The 18,536-nt window shown below is 59.8% G+C and carries 15 protein-coding genes; 8 read left to right on the forward strand and 7 right to left on the reverse strand.

From position 1 onward, the window contains the following. The first annotated feature begins 6 nt into the window (after positions 1–6). The gene (gene garD, locus QFX16_RS04230; RefSeq protein WP_283182949.1) at positions 7–1,560 is read left to right on the forward strand and encodes a galactarate dehydratase; all 1,554 of its coding nucleotides are present in this window, start codon (positions 7–9) and stop codon (positions 1,558–1,560) included. A 122-nt stretch (positions 1,561–1,682) separates the two neighbouring features. Here the strand turns inward: garD and QFX16_RS04235 are convergent, their stop codons facing one another. After that, positions 1,683–2,618 (reverse strand): IS110 family RNA-guided transposase, encoded by a 936-nt coding sequence (locus tag QFX16_RS04235; protein WP_283180612.1) that lies wholly within the window; start codon positions 2,616–2,618, stop codon positions 1,683–1,685. 305 nt (positions 2,619–2,923) lie between these two features. Here QFX16_RS04235 and QFX16_RS04240 point away from each other — a divergent pair, with 305 nt between their 5' ends. After that, positions 2,924–3,865 (forward strand): AEC family transporter, encoded by a 942-nt coding sequence (locus tag QFX16_RS04240; RefSeq protein ID WP_283182950.1) that lies wholly within the window; start codon positions 2,924–2,926, stop codon positions 3,863–3,865. Positions 3,866–3,994: 129 nt separating this feature from the next. Here QFX16_RS04240 and QFX16_RS04245 read toward each other — a convergent pair whose 3' ends face one another. From QFX16_RS04245 to gatC, 6 genes are all read right to left on the reverse strand, one after another. Continuing rightward, positions 3,995–4,375 carry a carboxymuconolactone decarboxylase family protein gene (locus tag QFX16_RS04245; RefSeq protein WP_140681567.1) on the reverse strand — a complete coding sequence of 127 codons (381 nt, stop codon included), beginning with the start codon at positions 4,373–4,375 and terminating at the stop codon, positions 3,995–3,997. Continuing rightward, positions 4,372–5,433 (reverse strand): calcium/sodium antiporter, encoded by a 1,062-nt coding sequence (locus tag QFX16_RS04250; protein WP_283182951.1) that lies wholly within the window; start codon positions 5,431–5,433, stop codon positions 4,372–4,374. The genes QFX16_RS04245 and QFX16_RS04250 overlap by 4 nt, the downstream gene beginning before the upstream one ends. A gap of 50 nt (positions 5,434–5,483) precedes the next feature. Beyond that, positions 5,484–5,858 (reverse strand): septal ring lytic transglycosylase RlpA family protein, encoded by a 375-nt coding sequence (locus tag QFX16_RS04255; RefSeq protein WP_283182952.1) that lies wholly within the window; start codon positions 5,856–5,858, stop codon positions 5,484–5,486. Between the two features lie 149 nt (positions 5,859–6,007). After that, the gene (gatB, locus tag QFX16_RS04260; RefSeq protein WP_111450415.1) at positions 6,008–7,453 is read right to left on the reverse strand and encodes an Asp-tRNA(Asn)/Glu-tRNA(Gln) amidotransferase subunit GatB; all 1,446 of its coding nucleotides are present in this window, start codon (positions 7,451–7,453) and stop codon (positions 6,008–6,010) included. A gap of 10 nt (positions 7,454–7,463) precedes the next feature. Next, positions 7,464–8,915: an Asp-tRNA(Asn)/Glu-tRNA(Gln) amidotransferase subunit GatA gene (gene gatA / locus QFX16_RS04265; protein ID WP_283182953.1), complete on the reverse strand. Its 1,452-nt coding sequence runs from the start codon at positions 8,913–8,915 to the stop codon at positions 7,464–7,466. A gap of 16 nt (positions 8,916–8,931) precedes the next feature. Continuing rightward, positions 8,932–9,219: an Asp-tRNA(Asn)/Glu-tRNA(Gln) amidotransferase subunit GatC gene (gene gatC / locus QFX16_RS04270; protein ID WP_008026876.1), complete on the reverse strand. Its 288-nt coding sequence runs from the start codon at positions 9,217–9,219 to the stop codon at positions 8,932–8,934. A 214-nt stretch (positions 9,220–9,433) separates the two neighbouring features. Between gatC and mreB the strand changes: the two genes are divergently transcribed. From mreB to QFX16_RS04300, 6 genes are all read left to right on the forward strand, one after another. Next, complete coding sequence (gene mreB / locus QFX16_RS04275; protein ID WP_002555108.1) at positions 9,434–10,471, forward strand: rod shape-determining protein MreB; 1,038 nt, start codon at positions 9,434–9,436, stop codon at positions 10,469–10,471. Positions 10,472–10,613: 142 nt separating this feature from the next. Beyond that, the gene (gene mreC, locus QFX16_RS04280; RefSeq protein WP_283184520.1) at positions 10,614–11,771 is read left to right on the forward strand and encodes a rod shape-determining protein MreC; all 1,158 of its coding nucleotides are present in this window, start codon (positions 10,614–10,616) and stop codon (positions 11,769–11,771) included. Beyond that, positions 11,771–12,262 carry a rod shape-determining protein MreD gene (gene mreD / locus QFX16_RS04285; protein WP_129438504.1) on the forward strand — a complete coding sequence of 164 codons (492 nt, stop codon included), beginning with the start codon at positions 11,771–11,773 and terminating at the stop codon, positions 12,260–12,262. The genes mreC and mreD overlap by 1 nt, the downstream gene beginning before the upstream one ends. Before the next feature lie 201 nt (positions 12,263–12,463). After that, positions 12,464–13,060, forward strand: coding sequence for a Maf family protein (locus QFX16_RS04290; protein ID WP_283182954.1), 597 nt, complete (start codon positions 12,464–12,466; stop codon positions 13,058–13,060). Between the two features lie 57 nt (positions 13,061–13,117). After that, positions 13,118–14,575: a ribonuclease G gene (gene rng / locus QFX16_RS04295; RefSeq protein ID WP_033058026.1), complete on the forward strand. Its 1,458-nt coding sequence runs from the start codon at positions 13,118–13,120 to the stop codon at positions 14,573–14,575. 75 nt (positions 14,576–14,650) lie between these two features. Continuing rightward, on the forward strand, positions 14,651–18,454 hold the full coding sequence (locus QFX16_RS04300) for a YhdP family protein (protein WP_283182955.1): 3,804 nt from the start codon (positions 14,651–14,653) through the stop codon (positions 18,452–18,454). Positions 18,455–18,536: the final 82 nt, after the last annotated feature.

Below are 18,536 nucleotides of genomic sequence, written 5' to 3' on the forward strand. Positions count from 1 at the left end.
GGCGTCATGCAGTTGATTGAACATTCCGACTCGCCGCGCTACATCCGCCTGCACGAGCGGGACAACGTAGTGATCGTGGTCAATGACCAAGGCGTGCCGGCCGGTACCGAATTTCCGGACGGCCTGGTCACCGTGGACTTCGTGCCACAGAGCCACAAGGTCACCCTGGAAGACATTCCCGTGGGTGGCCAGGTGATTCGTTACGGGCAGACCATTGGCTACGCGTTGCAGCCGATTCCGCGCGGTAGCTGGGTCAAGGAAGATCAACTGCGCATGCCCACCGCGCCACCGCTGGACAGCTTGCCGCTATCCACCGAAGTGCCGGTGGCGCAGGCACCGCTGGAAGGCTTCACGTTCGAAGGTTATCGCAACGCCGACGGAACCGTCGGCACGCGCAACATTCTCGGGATCACCACGACTGTTCAGTGCGTCACCGGCGTGCTTGATCACGCGGTCAAGCGCATCATGGACGAGTTGCTGCCCAAGTACCCGAACGTCGATGACGTGGTCGCGCTGACTCACAGCTACGGCTGCGGCGTGGCGATTACCGCGACTGACGCGTACATCCCGATCCGCACGGTGCGCAACCTGGCGCGCAACCCGAACCTGGGTGGCGAAGCGTTGGTGATCAGCCTTGGCTGCGAGAAATTGCAGGCCGGGCAGGTGATGCACGAGAACGACAGCTCGGTGGATTTGAGCGATCCGTGGTTGTACCGCTTGCAGGATTCCAGTCACGGTTTCACCGAGATGATCGAGCAGATCATGGCGCTGGCCGAAACCCGTTTGAAGAAGCTCGATCAGCGTCGCCGGGAAACCGTGCCGGCGTCCGAGCTGATTCTCGGTATGCAGTGCGGCGGCAGCGATGCGTTTTCCGGCATCACCGCCAACCCGGCGTTGGGCTATGCCTCGGACCTGTTATTGCGCGCGGGTGCGACGGTGATGTTTTCCGAAGTCACCGAAGTGCGCGATGCGATTTACCTGCTCACGTCCCGTGCGGAGACCGAGGAAGTCGCTCAGGAACTGGTGCGCGAGATGGACTGGTACGACCGTTACCTGGCCAAGGGCGAAGCGGATCGCAGCGCCAACACCACGCCGGGGAACAAGAAGGGCGGGTTGTCGAACATTGTCGAGAAGTCCCTGGGCTCGATCGTCAAATCCGGCAGCAGCGCGATCAACGGGGTGCTTGGCCCTGGCGAGCGCTTCAAGCGCAAAGGGCTGATCTTCTGTGCGACCCCTGCCAGTGACTTTGTCTGCGGGACGTTGCAATTGGCGGCGGGGATGAACCTGCATGTGTTCACCACCGGGCGTGGCACGCCGTATGGTTTGGCGATGGCGCCGGTAGTGAAGGTGTCGACCCGGACCGAGCTGGCGCAGCGTTGGCCAGACCTGATCGACATCGATGCCGGACGGATTGCGACCGGGCGGGCGTCGATTGAGGACCTTGGCTGGGAGTTGTTTCACTACTACCTGGATGTGGCCAGCGGCAAGAAGCAGACGTGGGCGGAGAAGCACAAACTGCATAACGACATTACCTTGTTCAACCCTGCACCGATCACCTGATACCGCGTTATCGTTCATCGCGAGCAGCCTCGCTCCCACAGTGGATCTTCTTCGTACACAGATTTTGTGTTCGACGCTGGACAAATGTGGGAGATTCTATGTTGCAGGGCAACCCCGCAACCTCAGGCCGGGTGGTATTCGCTCTGATTTTTCATCAGGGCAAATGCCACCCGGCAGAGTTTCCGGGCAAGGGCCACCAAGGCCTGGGTTTTCGAGAAGCCTCTTGCCAAATACGACTCGTAAAACGGTTTCCATTTAGCTGAGCGACAGGCTGCCATTGCGGCGTTGTAAGCCAACCGGCGGACTTCCGGATCCCCTTTTTTTGTCAGGTGCCGGGGGCCGTTCTTCTTCCCGGAGTCATCGACCGTAAGGTCCATCCCTAGAAACGCGATGAACGCATCACTATTGGCAAAATCACCGCGCATAAAGGTCGTCGCCAACCCGGTTGCAGTCAGTTCGCCAACCCCTTCGATGGCTTTGCAGCGGTCGATATTCTCTTCAATACCCGCCTCTTTGCTGACCTTGCGCAGCAGTTTCTGAATGGCCTGATCCGCTTGCTTGAAGGCCTTTTGCTGGGCGCTCTGTACTTTCTTCAACAAGGGTTCATTGGCCCAGCTCAGCATCAGACCGGCATGGTTCTGGATCAGCGTTGCACGTCTGTGGAGCAGGCTTTTCAGCGAGGTGTAGGCCTTGGGTGGTGGGCTCCAGATCCGCAGTCCGTCTTGTTCGTTCGTCAAATAACGCGCCAGCAGACGGGCATCGCAGGGATCGTTCTTGGCTCGTTGGCCGATGCCGCGGCGATAGTTGCTCACCCGATAAGCATCCACGACATAGACCTGGTGCCCCATCGCATGGGCCAGCTCGACGGTGTCCAGGTGGTAGATGTTGGTGGCTTCAACGGCGATAGCGCTTTGGGCGGGCAATGTTTTAAGCCAGCGTTTGAGGGCTGTTCGATCGTTCTTGATGGTGTCAGTGGTTAGCCGGTCGGAGCGATAGACAACTATTTCGGTCTTGGCGATATCGACGCCAACCACCGTCTGCGAAGTAAGGATTGTCATGACGAATCCTCGGAGCTAGGGTTTAAGAGCTTGTCGGGGTCTACCGTTGCGCTGGCTTGCCTCTATCGTCGGTTTTACCGATGAATTCCTTATCGGCGCTTTGGGTAGAAGGGGCGGGATGAGAAGTCTCCCACGGTCTGTACTGGTCAGAATCGAGCTTTTAGTCCCGCCCACCCCTTCAAGTCTAAACATACAAGCGAGCTTGCTCCGGGCGGCGTTCCGACGATAGCGGCCTAACAGACGCCGAGGGACTTGCTGGCTTATCATTAGCCCCCTAACGACGCTCACCCAAGGTTACCCCTGGCATGCTGGCTATCTTCTTCGAAACCCTGAACATCACCGCGCCGGTGTTTGCCATGCTGTTTCTGGGGGCGCTGCTCAAGCGCATCGACTGGATCAACGACAATTTCATCCATACCGCGTCGGCCCTGGTGTTTAACGTCACCATGCCGGCGTTGTTGTTTCTGGGCATCCTGCATGCCGACCTGCACGCCGCGTTGCAACCGGCGCTGCTCATCTACTTCTCGCTCGCCACCCTGGCTAGTTTTGCCATCGCCTGGGGCTGGGCGATCTGGAAGTGCCCGAGGGAAGACCGGGGGATCTACACCCAGGGCGCTTTTCGCGGCAATAACGGGGTCATCGGCCTCGCACTGGCGGCAAGCATGTACGGCGACTACGGGATATCCCTCGGGGCGATTCTCGCGGCGTTGGTGATCTTGTTTTACAACACGCTCTCGACCATTGTGCTGGCGGTTTACAGCCCGGTGATCAAGTCCGACCCTTGGAGCATCTGCAAAAGCGTGATGGTCAATCCGCTGATCATCAGCGTGTTGGTTGCGGCGCCATTTGCCTACTTCAAGATCAGCTTGCCGGGATGGCTGGAGACGTCCGGCCAATACCTGGCGCAAACCACTTTGCCGTTGGCGCTGATCTGCATTGGCGGCACGCTGTCGCTGGCGGCCCTGCGCAAAAGCGGCAACATGGCGCTGAGCTCAAGCCTGGTGAAGATGATCGGCCTGCCTGTGCTGGCGACACTGGGGGCGTGGCTCTGGGGCTTTCGTGGTGCGGAGTTGGGGATTCTGTTCCTGTACTTCGGCAGCCCGACCGCCGCGGCCAGTTTTGTCATGGCCCGTCAGGCCAATGGCAATCATGAACTGGCGGCAGCGATCATCGTGATCACCACATTGATGGCGGCGGTCACCACCAACATCGGGATCTTCCTGTTGCAGTGGGGCGGGTGGATTTAGCTCCGGGATTTTCGGTGTTCTTCAGGGCCTCATCGCGAGCAGGCTCGCTCCCACATGGGAATGCATTTCAACTGTGGGAGCGAGCCTGCTCGCGATAGCAATCTTTCTTACACTACAAACGCCAGCCTGTTACTCCGGCTTCTGGTAGCTGTCGATCACTTCCTGCGCCGCCCGAAACGCATCGATGGCCGCCGGAACACCGGCATACACCGCGCAATGCAGCAGCGCTTCACGAATCTCTTCCACGGTGCAGCCATTGTTCAGCGCACCGCGCACGTGACCTTTCAATTCCTGCGGGCACTTCAACGCGGTCAGCGCGGCGAGGGTGATCAGGCTGCGGGTTTTCAATGGCAAACCTTCGCGGTTCCAGACGCTGCCCCAGGCGTGTTCGTTGACGAAATCCTGCAGCGGTTGCGTGAACTCGGTGGCATTGCCCAGCGCGCGGTCGACGAAGGCGTCGCCCATCACTTGGCGGCGGACTTCAACCCCAGGCTTTTTATCATCGGTCATGGCAATTCCTTATTGTGGTGTTGGCGACGCCAGGCGCGCAGCGACGTGAACAGCAAAAACGCCATCAGCGCCGGCAGGACAAAAAACAGCATCAGGTGTTCAAGCTTGCCGGCCAACGGCATGCCGGTGGTGAACGACACCACGTGCAGACCGTAAGCCAGATACAAACCCAAAAACAGCAGACCTTCGGCGCGGGTCACCCGGTAACCGGAATAAAACACCGGCAGGCACAGCACCGCGACGCCGAGCATCACCGGCAAGTCGAAATCCAGGGCGTTGGGCGATACCGACAGCGGTGTCGGAGCGATCAATGCGGTGAAACCCAGCACGCCCAAGAGGTTGAACAGGTTGCTGCCGATCACGTTGCCCACGGCGATCTCGCGCTCACCACGCAAGGCGGCGATCAACGAGGTGGCCAGTTCCGGCAGGGAGGTGCTGACGGCGACGATGGTCAGGCCGATGATCCGCTCCGACAACCCCAGATCGGTCGCGACCGAAACCGCTGCGCCCAACAGCAAGTGCCCGGCGTAGACCAGCATCGCCAAACCCACGACGATCATCAGCAGGCTGCTGATCCATGGCGCTTGCGGGACTTCGTGGGTCGTCGATTGCGGGCGGGTCGAGTGCCGCGACTGGCGCAGCAGCAGGCCCAGATACAGCACCAGTGCCGCGAGCAGCAACACGCCATCGGCGCGGGTCAGTTCTTCGTTCCACGCCAATACGAACACCAAAAGACTGGCGCCGATCATCAGCGGAATATCCAGGCGCACCAGTTGCCGTGAAACCCGCAACGGGATGATCAGCGCCGAGAGCCCGAGGGTGACGAGGATGTTGAAGATGCTACTGCCGATCACGCTGCCGACGGCGATGTCGGCGTTCTGCGCCAGGGTCGCTTGCAGGCTGACCGCCATCTGCGGTGCGCTGCTGCCGAGGGCGACGATGGTCAGGCCGATAATCAGCGGTCGTACATGCAGGCGCGCGGCGAGGCGCACGGCGGCGCGCACCATCAACTCAGCGCCGGCGATCAGCAACAGCAAGCCGCTGAGCAATTCAATCACGCTGATCAGGGGTATATCGGCAAGTCCGAAAATGGTCGGTGCTCCGTCTATCAGTCGTCGAGGGCTTGCACGCGAACCTTCGCGGTGCCACTGCGTAGCATGCCCAACTGTTCGGCCGCTTCACGTGACACGTCGATCAGGCGCCCACGAGAGTATGGCCCGCGGTCGTTGATGCGCACCACGCAGGACCTGTCGTTATTCAGGTTGGTAATCTTCACCCGGGTGCCGAACGGCAACTGGCGATGGGCAGCGGTCAGGGAATTCTTGTTGAAACGCTCGCCACTGGCGGTGCGTTTGCCATGGTGTTTGGCGCCGTAATACGAGGCAACGCCAGTCTTGTTGTAACCGTGTGGATCGATGGCATCGGTGCTGGCGCAACCGGCCAGCAGAGAGAACAGGGCGAAGGCACTGAGCAGACGCTTCATTTAGAAAGTTCCCAAAAACAAATGTGGGAGCGAGCCTGCTCGCGATGGCGGACTGTCAGTCACATCAATGATGGATGTGCCGCCGTCATCGCGAGCAGGCTCGCTCCCACAAGGGGTAGAGCCAGGCTTTAAAACTGGCTCCATTGCGATCAGCCTTCGAGCTTGCTTTTCAGCAGTTCGTTAACCTGTTGCGGGTTGGCCTTGCCTTTGGAGGCTTTCATGGCCTGGCCGACGAAGAAGCCGAACATCTTGCCGCGTTTGGCTTCGTCTGCCGCGCGGTACTGTTCAACTTGTTCGGCGTTGGCCGCGAGCATTTCGTCCAACACTGCCGAAATCGCACCCGTGTCGGTCACTTGCTTGAGGCCGCGCTTGTCGATGATCTCGTCCGCGCTGCCTTCGCCGTTGGCCATGGCCTCAAACACCACCTTGGCGATTTTGCCGGAGATGGTGTTGTCGGTGATGCGCAGCAGCATGCCGCCCAGTTGCTCGGCCGAGACCGGCGACTGATCGATGTCCAGGCCCTGTTTGTTCAACAGACTGCCCAATTCAACCATCACCCAGTTGGCCGCCAGTTTGGCGTCGCCGCCGATGCTCACGACTTTCTCGAAGTAATCGGCTTGCTCGCGGCTGGTGGCCAGGACGCTGGCGTCGTAGACCGACAGACCGAACTGCGCCTGGAAGCGCTCGCGTTTCTGCGGTGGCAGTTCCGGCAGGGTGGCGCGCACGTCGTCGAGGAACGAGTCTTCGATGACCACCGGCAGCAGGTCCGGATCGGGGAAGTAACGGTAGTCGTTGGCTTCCTCTTTGCTACGCATCGGACGGGTTTCGTCCTTGTTCGGATCGTACAGGCGGGTCTGCTGGATCACCCTGCCGCCGTCTTCGATCAGTTCGATCTGGCGCTGCACTTCGGTGTTGATCGCCTTCTCGATGAAACGGAACGAGTTGACGTTCTTGATCTCGCAGCGAGTGCCGAATTCAACCTGGCCTTTCGGACGGATCGACACGTTGCAGTCGCAACGCAGCGAGCCTTCGGCCATGTTGCCGTCGCAAATGCCCAGGTAGCGAACGAGCGCGTGGACAGCCTTGACGTAAGCCACGGCTTCCTTGGCACTGCGCATGTCCGGCTCGGAAACGATTTCCAGCAGCGGCGTGCCGGCGCGGTTCAGGTCGATGCCGGTGGCGCCGCTGAATTCTTCGTGCAGACTTTTACCGGCGTCTTCTTCCAGGTGCGCGCGGGTGATGCCGACGCGCTTGACCGTGCCGTCTTCCAGCGCGATGTCCAGGTGGCCTTTGCCAACGATCGGCAATTCCATCTGGCTGATCTGATAGCCCTTGGGCAGGTCCGGATAGAAATAGTTTTTACGGGCGAACACGTTGTGCTGGCCGATCTCGGCATCAATCGCCAGACCGAACATCACCGCCATGCGCACCGCTTCCTGGTTCAGCACCGGCAATACGCCGGGCATACCGAGGTCAACCAGGCTGGCCTGGGTGTTCGGCTCGGAACCGAAAGTGGTGGAGCTACCGGAAAAGATTTTCGACCGGGTGGTGAGCTGGGTGTGAATCTCCAGCCCGATCACGACTTCCCATTGCATGTGTTTCTCCTCAGAAGCCGGTTGGGGTGCGGGTGTGCCAGTCAGTGTTCAACTGATACTGGTGCGCAACGTTGAGCAAACGGCCTTCCTGGAAATACGGGGCGAGCAATTGCACGCCGACCGGCAGACCATCGACAAAACCGGCTGGCATGGACAAGCCCGGCAGACCGGCGAGGTTGGCGGTGATGGTGTAGACGTCTTCCAGGTACGCAGCGACCGGGTCGCTATTCTTGGCGCCAAGCTTCCAGGCCGGGTTCGGCGTGGTTGGGCCGAGGATGATGTCGACCTCATTGAAGGCAGCCATGAAGTCGTTTTTGATCAAACGACGAATCTTCTGGGCCTTCAGGTAATAGGCATCGTAGTAACCGGCCGACAGCGCGTAAGCACCGACCATGATCCGGCGCTGCACTTCCGCGCCGAAACCTTCGCCACGGGAACGCTTGTACAGGTCTTCCAGGTTTTTCGGGTCTTCGCAGCGATAGCCAAAACGCACGCCGTCGAAACGCGACAGGTTGGAAGAGGCTTCTGCCGGGGCGATCACGTAGTAAGCAGGGATTGCGTGCTGCATGTTCGGCAGGCTGATTTCCTTGACCACGGCACCGAGCTTTTCCAGCTCCTTGACGCTGTTGTGGATCAGCTCGGCGATACGCGGGTCGAGACCTGCGCTGAAGTATTCCTTCGGCACGCCGATGCGCAGGCCTTGCAGCGAACCGTTGAGGCTGGCGCTGTAATCAGGCACCGGCTCGTCGATGCTGGTGGAGTCCTGCGGGTCAAAACCGGCCATGCCTTGTAGCAGGATCGCGCAGTCTTCGGCGGTGCGGGCCAATGGGCCGCCCTGGTCGAGGCTGGACGCGTAGGCGATCATGCCCCAGCGCGAAACGCGACCGTATGTCGGTTTCAGGCCAGTGAGGTTGGTCAGCGCGGCGGGCTGACGAATCGAGCCGCCGGTGTCAGTGCCCGTCGCCGCCGGCAACAGACGAGCGGCAACCGCAGCCGCCGAACCGCCAGACGAGCCACCTGGAACATGTTCCAGGTTCCACGGGTTTTTCACTGCGCCGTAGTAGCTCGACTCGTTGGCCGAACCCATGGCGAATTCGTCCATGTTGGTCTTGCCCAGCGTCACGGCACCCGCGGCGGCCAGCTTGGCGACCACGGTGGCGTCGTACGGTGCTTTAAAGTTGTCGAGCATCTTCGAGCCGCAGCTGGTGCGAATGCCCTGGGTGCAGAACAGGTCTTTGTGGGCGATAGGCGCACCGAGCAGGGCGCCGCTCTCACCATTGGCCCGGCGTGAGTCAGCGGCTTTCGCCTGCTGGAGCGCCAGGTCTTCGGTGAGGCTGATGAAACTGTTGAGCTGAGGGTCGAGCTGGGCGATACGCGCCAGCAGGGTTTTGGTCAGCTCTTCGGAAGAAAACTTTTTATCGGCGAGACCGCGGGCGATCTCGGCCAGAGTCAATTGATGCATTGCAGGCTCTTTCCCTTTAGTCGATGACTTTCGGAACCAGGTACAGGCCGTTTTCGACCGCTGGTGCGATGGACTGATAGGCCTCGCGATGATTGGTCTCGGTCACGACGTCTGCACGCAGGCGCTGGCTGGCTTCCAGTGGGTGGGCGAGCGGCTCGATACCATCGGTATTGACCGCCTGCATTTCGTCGACCAGCCCCAGAATGCTGTTCAGGGCCGAAGTGATGTGTGGAAGATCGGCATCATTAAGGCCAAGGCAGGCCAGATGAGCGATTTTTTCCACGTCGGAGCGTTCAAGCGTCATGGGATTCTCCAGTGGAAGGAAAACAGAACGGATGCTATCCGTGTGTTAGATTGTCGGAACACTACCGCATTTCTACGGTCATAAGGCCGCGATTGTGGGGGTTGGTGCACAGAAAAGCGGCCAATTTAACATATTGGCGCCTTGCCCAAAATCCCTGTCGTTGTTAGAGTTTGCCGCACTTTTTTACCCACGCGTTGCCTAGGGTCCCTTTCCCATGTTCAAGAAACTGCGTGGCATGTTTTCCAGCGATCTTTCCATTGACCTGGGCACTGCCAACACCCTTATTTACGTGCGCGAGCGCGGTATCGTCCTGAATGAGCCCTCGGTTGTGGCTATTCGGACACACGGTAACCAGAAAAGTGTCGTTGCTGTCGGCACCGAAGCCAAGCGCATGCTCGGCCGTACGCCGGGCAACATTGCTGCCATTCGTCCGATGAAGGACGGTGTGATCGCCGACTTCAGCGTTTGCGAAAAGATGCTGCAGTACTTTATCAACAAGGTTCACGAAAACAGCTTCCTGCAGCCTAGCCCTCGTGTGCTGATCTGCGTTCCGTGCAAGTCCACCCAGGTTGAGCGTCGTGCCATCCGTGAATCGGCCCTCGGTGCCGGTGCTCGTGAAGTGTTCCTGATCGAAGAGCCAATGGCGGCGGCGATCGGTGCCGGCCTGCCGGTTGAAGAAGCTCGCGGCTCGATGGTTGTCGATATCGGTGGTGGCACCACTGAAATCGCGCTGATCTCCCTGAACGGTGTGGTTTACGCCGAATCCGTACGGGTTGGCGGCGACCGCTTCGACGAAGCGATCATCACTTACGTGCGTCGCAACTACGGCAGTCTGATCGGCGAATCCACTGCCGAGCGCATCAAACAGGAAATCGGTACTGCCTACCCGGGCGGCGAAGTTCGCGAAGTCGACGTTCGTGGCCGTAACCTTGCCGAAGGCGTTCCACGCGCATTCACCCTGAACTCCAACGAAGTGCTGGAAGCTCTGCAAGAGTCCCTGGCCACCATCGTTCAGGCTGTGAAAAGTGCACTGGAGCAATCGCCTCCGGAACTGGCTTCCGATATCGCCGAGCGTGGTCTGGTACTGACCGGTGGTGGCGCCTTGCTGCGTGACCTCGACAAGTTGCTGGCCCAGGAAACCGGTCTGCCGGTAATCGTTGCCGAAGACCCGCTGACCTGCGTTGCTCGCGGCGGTGGCCGTGCATTGGAAATGATGGATAAACACACCATGGACCTGCTGTCGAGCGAGTGATCTCGCCCGACGCATCTATGCTGTTGGCGCGCAGGCAGCACTTTGCAGTGCTGCCTGTTGGCGTTTATCTTCTGTCAGTCTGCATCCAGGCCGGTTTGATGCCGTATGAATAAAGAGAAAATTTGCCTGGGAGGAGCGGCTTATTAAACCGCTTTTCACCAAAGGGCCTTCACTGGGCGTGCGCTTGTTAGTGCTGGTCGTGCTATCGGTCGCGCTGATGGTGGTCGATGCCCGCTTCACACTGCTCAAGCCAGTGCGTAGCCAAATGTCGCTGGTACTGATGCAGTCTTACTGGATCACCGACCTGCCGCAGCGGCTATGGCAGGGTGTGGCCAGCCAATTTGGCAGCCGTACCGAACTCGTCGCCGAAAACGAAAAACTCAAAACCGAAAACCTGTTGTTGCAGGGCCGCATGCAAAAGCTTGCCGCCCTCACCGAGCAGAACGTTCGGCTGCGCGAGTTGCTCAACTCCTCCGCGCTGGTCAACGAGAAGGTCGAAGTGGCCGAGCTGATCGGCATGGACCCCAATCCCTTCACCCACCGCATCATCATCAATAAAGGTGAGCGCGACGGTGTGGTCCTCGGTCAGCCGGTGCTCGATGCCCGCGGCCTGATGGGTCAGGTGGTCGAGTTGATGCCGTACACCTCTCGTGTGCTGTTGCTGACCGACACCACTCACAGCATTCCAGTGCAGGTGAACCGCAACGGTCTGCGGGCGATTGCCAGCGGTACCGGTAACCCGGAACGCCTGGAGCTGCGTCACGTGGCCGATACCGCCGATATAAAAGAAGGCGATCTGCTGGTCAGCTCCGGTCTGGGGCAGCGGTTTCCGGCGGGTTACCCGGTGGCGACGGTCAAGGAAGTGATTCACGACTCCGGTCAACCGTTCGCTATTGTGCGTGCCGTACCGACCGCCGCCTTGAACCGTAGCCGTTACCTGCTGCTGGTGTTCACCGATGGTCGTACAGCCGAAGAGCGCGCCAACGAAGCTGCCCAGGCTCAAGAGGCTTTGGACCAGCACGGTGGTGGACCGATCATTCCAGCGACCGTGCCGAAACCTGCCATCGTCCCGGCTGCTGTTGCTGCGCCCGTGACGCCGGTTGCGCCGACGGCTACCCCTGCTGCTACAACCCCGCCCAAACCTGCGGCAACTCACCCTGCGGCTGCGAAACCTGCCGCCAGCAAGCCGCCTGCGACGCAACCTGCAGCCGCTAAACCGCCGGCCACGCCGCCCGCTGCCGTGAAGTCTGCTGCCAAACCGCCTGTCTCTGCGCCGGCTACCACTGGGGGACGAGAATAATGGTGGGTGCTACTGCCTCCCGAAACGACTGGATGGTCTGGCTGACATTCGCCATAGGCATGCTGCTCAGCGTTTCGCCGCTGCCACAATTCATGGAAATCCTCCGTCCGCTGTGGCTAGCCCTGCTGCTGGCGTTCTGGGCGTTGGCCATGCCGCAGAAAGTCGGGATGGTCACCGCGTGGTGCCTGGGCCTGGCCGAAGACGTGCTCTATGGCACGCTGTTGGGTCAGAACGCGTTGATCCTGACGTTGATCACGTACCTGGTGCTGGCGCTGCAACAACGCCTGCGCATGTTCCCAATGTGGCAACAGAGCCTGGTGATCCTGGTGATCTTCGGCCTCGCGCAGCTTGTTCAACTATGGCTCAGCGCCCTGACCGGCAATCGTCAGCCGACGCTGGCGCTAGTCTTGCCGGCATTAGTCAGTGCATTGCTCTGGCCATGGATCAGCTACGGTTTGCGCGGTTTGCGTCGACGCTACAAAATCAATTGATTCGGTCAGGCATTGGCCCGTACCGGTGCCCTGCCTCGCAAATACGTTCCTTTTTGGCGAGTGGCTGTTGTTGCCAGACAAGGCGCCGCGACGAGTCATAGCTCGCTATGGCGAGGAGCGGCAACGCAGTATGGCAACAACAGGCGCCGCCAAAAAGGAACAGTATTTGTGAGGCAGGGCACTAAACAGGGAGATGTCTTGATGAAACAGCTGTACCTCGCCTCAGGCTCGCCGCGTCGGCGTGAACTGCTCACGCAGATCGGCGTGCCGTTCTCCGCCATCAGTGCGGACATCGATGAAACCCCGTTAGAAAATGAATCCCCGTCGGCCTATGTCGAGCGCCTGGCGCGCGGCAAAGCCGAGGCCGGGCGCGGGACTGTCGTGTCCGACGCAGATTTTTGCGTGCTGGGCGCCGACACCGCCGTGGTGCTGGACGGAAAAATTCTCGGTAAGCCGGTTGATGAAGCCGAGGCGTGCGCCATGCTTATGATGTTGTCCGGGTGCGAACATGAAGTCCTGACGGCGATTGCGGTGCGAGAGGGTGAGCGTTGCGAGTCTCGGGTGGTGCGCAGTCTGGTGCGCTTTCGCAACATCAGTCGTGATGAAGCGGTGGCTTACTGGGCCAGCGGCGAGCCGCAGGACAAGGCCGGCGGCTACGGCATTCAAGGGCTCGGCGCGGTGTTTGTCGCCGGGCTCAATGGCAGTTACTCGGCGGTGGTCGGGTTACCGCTGTGCGAAACCGCTGAGCTGCTGGGCCATTTCGGCATACCCTGTTGGCAAACCCTTAACGCGCGTTGAGCGTCGTACTGACAAGATGCGGCCATTATCGTGAACATGCCTGAACGAGACCCTGCCATGAGTGAAGAGATCCTGATCAACATCACGCCGATGGAATCGCGCGTGGCGGTGGTTGAAAACGGTGTTCTGCAAGAGGTCCATGTCGAGCGCACGCAAAAGCGCGGGATCGTCGGCAACATCTATAAAGGCAAAGTTGTCCGGGTATTGCCGGGCATGCAGGCGGCATTCGTCGACATCGGACTGGACCGCGCCGCGTTCATTCACGCCTCGGAAATCTCCCTGCGCGAAGGCCCTGCGGTCGAAAGCATCAGCGCTCTGGTTCACGAGGGTCAGAGCCTGGTAGTGCAAGTCACCAAGGACCCGATCGGCTCAAAAGGCGCACGCCTGACGACTCAGTTGTCGATTCCATCGCGTTATCTGGTGTACATGCCGCGCACCGCGCACGTTGGCATTTCGTTGAAGATCGAAGACGAAGCCGAGCGCGAACGTCTCAAACAAGTGGTCACTGATTGCGTGGCCAAAGAAGGCATCCAAGAGGCCGGTGGCTTCATCCTGCGTACCGCTGCCGAAGGTGCCGGTGCCGATGAAATCCTCATGGACATCCGCTACCTGCGTCGTCTCTGGGATCAGATCAACGAGCAGATCAAAACCATCAGCGCGCCGAGTGTGATCTACGAAGACCTCGGCCTGGCGCTGCGCACCTTGCGTGACCTGGTGAGTCCGAAGATCGAGAAGATCAGGATCGACTCCCGGGAAACCTTCCAGAAAACCACGCAGTTCGTCGCCGAACTGATGCCGGAAATCGCCGATCGTCTTGAGCATTACCCTGGCGAACGGCCGATCTTCGACCTGTACGGCGTCGAAGACGAAATCCAGAAAGCCCTGGAGCGCAAAGTCCCGCTGAAGTCCGGCGGTTATCTGGTGGTCGATCCGGCGGAAGCCATGAGTACAATCGACGTCAACACCGGGGCGTTCGTCGGTCATCGCAACCTCGAAGAAACCATCTTCAAGACCAACCTCGAAGCCGCGACCGCGATCGCTCGTCAGCTGCGCCTGCGCAACCTGGGCGGGATCATCATCATTGACTTCATCGACATGGAAGATGAAGAGCACCAGCGTCAGGTACTGCGCACCCTCGAGAAGCAACTGGAGCGCGATCACGCCAAGACCAACATCATCGGCATCACCGAGTTGGGCCTGGTGCAGATGACCCGCAAGCGCACTCGCGAAAGTCTTGAGCAAGTGCTGTGCGAGCCGTGCAGCAGCTGTCAGGGCCGCGGCAAGCTCAAGACGCCGGAAACCGTTTGCTACGAGATTTTCCGCGAAATCCTCCGAGAAGCTCGCGCCTATCAGGCGGAAGGCTATCGTGTATTGGCAAACCAGAAAGTGGTCGACCGTTTGCTCGATGAAGAATCGGGCAATGTCGCCGAGCTCGAAGGTTTTATCGGACGCACCATCCGGTTCCAGGTGGAAACTATGTATTCCCAGGAACAATACGACGTGGTGCTGCTCTGAATCGCTGTATTTCAACCCTGTTAGAACGGCTGGCCTCAGCTTTTTGCAGCATTTTTGCCATGGGAGCCAACTGACATGGAACGTCTGACACGCATTTTGGCCGCACTGACCCGCTGGGGTCTGGGGCTGTGTGCGTTGGTGTTGGTGTTGTTGGCGCTATACGTCAGCCTCGGCCGAGAGCTGACCCCGCTGATGGCCGAGTACCGTGCCGAAGTCGAGGCCAAAGCCAGCGCTGTCTTGGGTATTCCGCTGAATATCGGCGAATTGGAAGGCAACTGGAGCGGCTTTGCGCCGATCATGCTGGCTCACGACGTGATGGTCGGCGAGGGCGCCAATGCCCTGCGTCTGGATCAGGTGCGTGCGGTGCCGGATCTTTGGGCCAGTCTGATGGCTCGCGAAGTGCGCATCGCTCACTTGGAACTCAGCGGCCTGAAGATCAGCCTCAAGGAAAGTGAGGACGGCCATTGGGCGCTGGAAGGTTTGCCGGTGCAGCAGGATCAGCCGCTGGATCCTGCGCAATTGCTCAATCGCATGCAGGTGGTTCAGCAACTGTCGGTACTCGATAGCCAAGTCACTTTGCAGCCACTGCAAGAGCAGCCGCTGACCCTGACTTACGTCGGGCTGAATCTGAAAACCGGCGTCTCCCGCCAGCGACTCGACGCCCGTTTGACCCTGCCCGACGGACAACCGGTGGCCATCAGTTTGCGAACCCGTCTGCGCGCCAGCGAATGGAAAGACGGCGAGGCCGAAGCTTATTTGAGCCTGCCGCAAAGCGACTGGTCGAAATGGTTGCCTGAGCGCCTGACCCAACAATGGAATTTTTCCGAGTTCAAGGCCGGCGGCGAGCTTTGGGTGAACTGGAACAAGGGTGCCCTGCAAAGTGCTGCGATTCGCTTGAACGCGCCGCAACTCAAGGGCGCGTACGCCGAGCGCAAGCCGATCCAGATCAACAATCTGGCGCTCAACGGCTATTTCCAGCGCAGTTCCGAAGGCGCCCTGATCACCCTGGATTCGCTGGCCATGAACCTCGGCGAGACCCGCTGGGAATCGCATCTGCAACTCAAACAAAACGCGGCGACCGACAAGACTGAAGAGCTTTGGCATCTGCAAGCCGACCGCCTCGATCTCACCCCGATCACCCCGATACTGAATGCCTTGGGGCCGCTGCCCGAAGGCATTGCCACCGCCGTCGAGCGACTCAAAGTGACGGGTGGCCTGCGCAACGTGCTGATCGACTTCCGGCCCAATGCTACCGACGACAGCAAGTTCAGCTTTGCCGCCAACCTGGATCGGGTCGGCTTCGATGCCTATCACGGCGCTCCAGCGGCGCGAAATGTCAGTGGCAGCATCAGCGGTGATCTGGGCGGTGGCGAGCTGCGCATGGACAGCAAGGATTTTTCCCTGCACCTGGACCCGATCTTCGCCAAACCATGGCAGTACATTCAGGCCAATGCCCGCCTGACCTGGAAACTCGATAAAGAAGCCTTCACCTTGATCGCGCCATACCTGAAGGTGCTGGGCGAGGAGGGCAAAATTGCCGGCGATTTTCTGATCCGCCTGCATTTCGACCACACCCAGGAAGACTACATGGACCTGCGGGTCGGTCTGGTGGACGGCGACGGTCGTTACACCGCCAAGTACTTGCCGACAATGCTCAGCCCGGGGCTGGACGAATGGCTGCGTACGGCGATTCTCAAAGGTGCGGTGGACGAAGGCTTCTTCCAGTACCAGGGTTCGCTGAACCACGGGGCCGCCGAGACTGCCCGCAGCATCAGCCTGTTCTTCAAGGTTCACGACGCCGAACTGGCCTTCCAGCCAGGCTGGCCACATGTCAGCAAAGTCACGGGTGACGTGTTTGTTGAAGACAGCGGTGTGCGGATTCTGGCCAGCAAGGGGCAGTTGCTCAATACCCAGGTCAGCGACATTTACGTCAATATTCCCCATGCGCCAGCGGGGCAAAACGTCCATCTGTTCCTCGACGGTGGATTCGCCGGCGGGCTGGGCGATGGCCTGAAGATTCTCCAGGAAGCGCCGATCGGCACCGCAGCCACCTTTGCCGGTTGGGAAGGCGAGGGCGATCTGCGGGGCAAACTGAAACTGGACATTCCATTGGTCAAAGGCGAGCAGCCGAAGATCCTCGTCGACTTCAAGACCGCCAAGGCCCGTCTGAAACTGGCCGAGCCAACCCTGGAACTGACTCAGCTCAAGGGCGATTTCCGTTTCGATAGCGCCAAGGGTTTGAGCGGGCAAAACATCACCGCGCGCGCCTTCGATAAACCGGTTACTGCACAGATTTTCGCCGATGGCAGCCCCGGCAACCTCAAGACTCGCGTCGCCGCCTCGGGCCAGGTCGAGGTCAAGAAACTGACTGACTGGCTGAGTGTTACTCAGCCGTTGCCAGTGTCCGGTGTGATCCCTTATCAGCTGCAACTGAACCTTGATGGGCCCGACAGTCAATTGATGGTCAGCTCCAACCTCAAGGGCGTAGCAATCGATTTGCCGGCGCCGTTCGGCATGGCGCCCGACGTCGGCCGCGACACCACGTTCCGCATGACCCTGCAAGGGGCGGAGCGGCGCTACTGGGTCAATTACGGTGAGCTGGCTAACTTCACGTTTGCGGCACCGCCCGGCAATTTTGCCGACGGTCGTGGCGAGTTGTTCCTGGGTGGCGGTAATGCCGTGCTACCCGGCGCCAAAGGCCTGCGGGTGCGCGGTGTCTTGTCGGAACTGGATGTCCGCCCCTGGAAGGACCTGGTAGACAAGTACGCCGGCCAGGATCCGGGCGGCAACGCCAAACAGTTGCTCAGCAGTGCGGATTTCAAGATTGGCAAGCTCAGCGGTGTCGGCACTACGCTCGATCAGGCTTCCGTACAGTTGAATCGCAAACCTGCTGCGTGGGCCTTGCAACTCGACAGCCAGCAGGTCAAGGGCAGCGCCAGCATCCCCGATGCGAAAGCCGCGCCGATTGCGATCAATCTGCAATACGTGCGTTTGCCGGCGCCAGCCCCGACGGTCCTGGCCGACGAAAACTCGCCAGATCCGCTGGCCTCGGTGGATCCGACGAAGATCCCGGCACTGGATATCACCATCAATCAGCTGTTCCAGGGCAAGGACCTCGTCGGGGCCTGGTATCTGAAAGTCCGTCCGATCGCCAAGGGCATTGCGCTTAATACGCTGGATCTGGGCCTCAAAGGCATTCTCCTGCAGGGCAGCGGCGGTTGGGAAGGCGTGCCCGGTTCCAGCAGCAGTTGGTACAAGGGCCGTATCAGCGGCAAGAATCTCGCCGATGTACTGAAGGGTTGGGGCTTTGCGCCGAGTGTCACCAGTGAAGATTTTCATATGGATGTCGATGGTCGCTGGCCCGGTTCGCCGGCCTGGCTGGCCACCAAGCGCTTCTCTGGAACCCTCGATGCTTCGCTGAGTAAAGGCCAGTTTGTTGAAGTTGAGGGCAGCGCCCAGGCATTGCGAGTGTTTGGCTTGCTGAACTTCAACTCCATCGGCCGCCGGCTGCGTCTGGACTTCTCCGATCTGTTCGGCAAAGGCTTGAGTTACGACCGGGTCAAAGGCCTGCTGGTCGCGACCAACGGCGTATACGTGACGCGTGAGCCGATTCGGCTGACCGGTCCGTCGAGTAACATCGAACTCAACGGGACGCTGGACCTGGTGAGCGATAAGGTCGATGCCAAGTTGCTGGTGACGTTGCCTGTGACCAACAACCTGCCGATTGCCGCGCTGATCGTCGGTGCACCGGCTATCGGCGGCGCGCTGTTCCTGATCGACAAGCTGATCGGTGACCGCGTAGCGCGTTTCGCGAGCGTCAAATACACCGTCAAGGGTCCGTGGAAAGAGCCGAAAATCACCTTTGACAAGCCTTTTTGACAAACTTTTTGAAAACGCACTTCCCAAGCCTATGGAGTAGCATGGCGGCCTGCCCTTATAAAAAGCGATGAAGGAGCGCGCC

The organism is Pseudomonas svalbardensis, from assembly GCF_030053115.1.
Classification (GTDB): domain Bacteria; phylum Pseudomonadota; class Gammaproteobacteria; order Pseudomonadales; family Pseudomonadaceae; genus Aquipseudomonas; species Aquipseudomonas svalbardensis.

Coding starts and splice junctions, on each gene's coding strand:
- garD (WP_283182949.1), top strand. CDS start 7: ATGCAGTTGATTGAACATTCCGACTCGCCGCGCTACATCCGCCTGCAC.
- QFX16_RS04235 (WP_283180612.1), bottom strand. CDS start 2,618: ATGACAATCCTTACTTCGCAGACGGTGGTTGGCGTCGATATCGCCAAG.
- QFX16_RS04240 (WP_283182950.1), top strand. CDS start 2,924: ATGCTGGCTATCTTCTTCGAAACCCTGAACATCACCGCGCCGGTGTTT.
- QFX16_RS04245 (WP_140681567.1), bottom strand. CDS start 4,375: ATGACCGATGATAAAAAGCCTGGGGTTGAAGTCCGCCGCCAAGTGATG.
- QFX16_RS04255 (WP_283182952.1), bottom strand. CDS start 5,858: ATGAAGCGTCTGCTCAGTGCCTTCGCCCTGTTCTCTCTGCTGGCCGGT.
- gatB (WP_111450415.1), bottom strand. CDS start 7,453: ATGCAATGGGAAGTCGTGATCGGGCTGGAGATTCACACCCAGCTCACC.
- gatA (WP_283182953.1), bottom strand. CDS start 8,915: ATGCATCAATTGACTCTGGCCGAGATCGCCCGCGGTCTCGCCGATAAA.
- gatC (WP_008026876.1), bottom strand. CDS start 9,219: ATGACGCTTGAACGCTCCGACGTGGAAAAAATCGCTCATCTGGCCTGC.
- mreB (WP_002555108.1), top strand. CDS start 9,434: ATGTTCAAGAAACTGCGTGGCATGTTTTCCAGCGATCTTTCCATTGAC.
- mreD (WP_129438504.1), top strand. CDS start 11,771: ATGGTGGGTGCTACTGCCTCCCGAAACGACTGGATGGTCTGGCTGACA.
- QFX16_RS04290 (WP_283182954.1), top strand. CDS start 12,464: ATGAAACAGCTGTACCTCGCCTCAGGCTCGCCGCGTCGGCGTGAACTG.
- rng (WP_033058026.1), top strand. CDS start 13,118: ATGAGTGAAGAGATCCTGATCAACATCACGCCGATGGAATCGCGCGTG.
- QFX16_RS04300 (WP_283182955.1), top strand. CDS start 14,651: ATGGAACGTCTGACACGCATTTTGGCCGCACTGACCCGCTGGGGTCTG.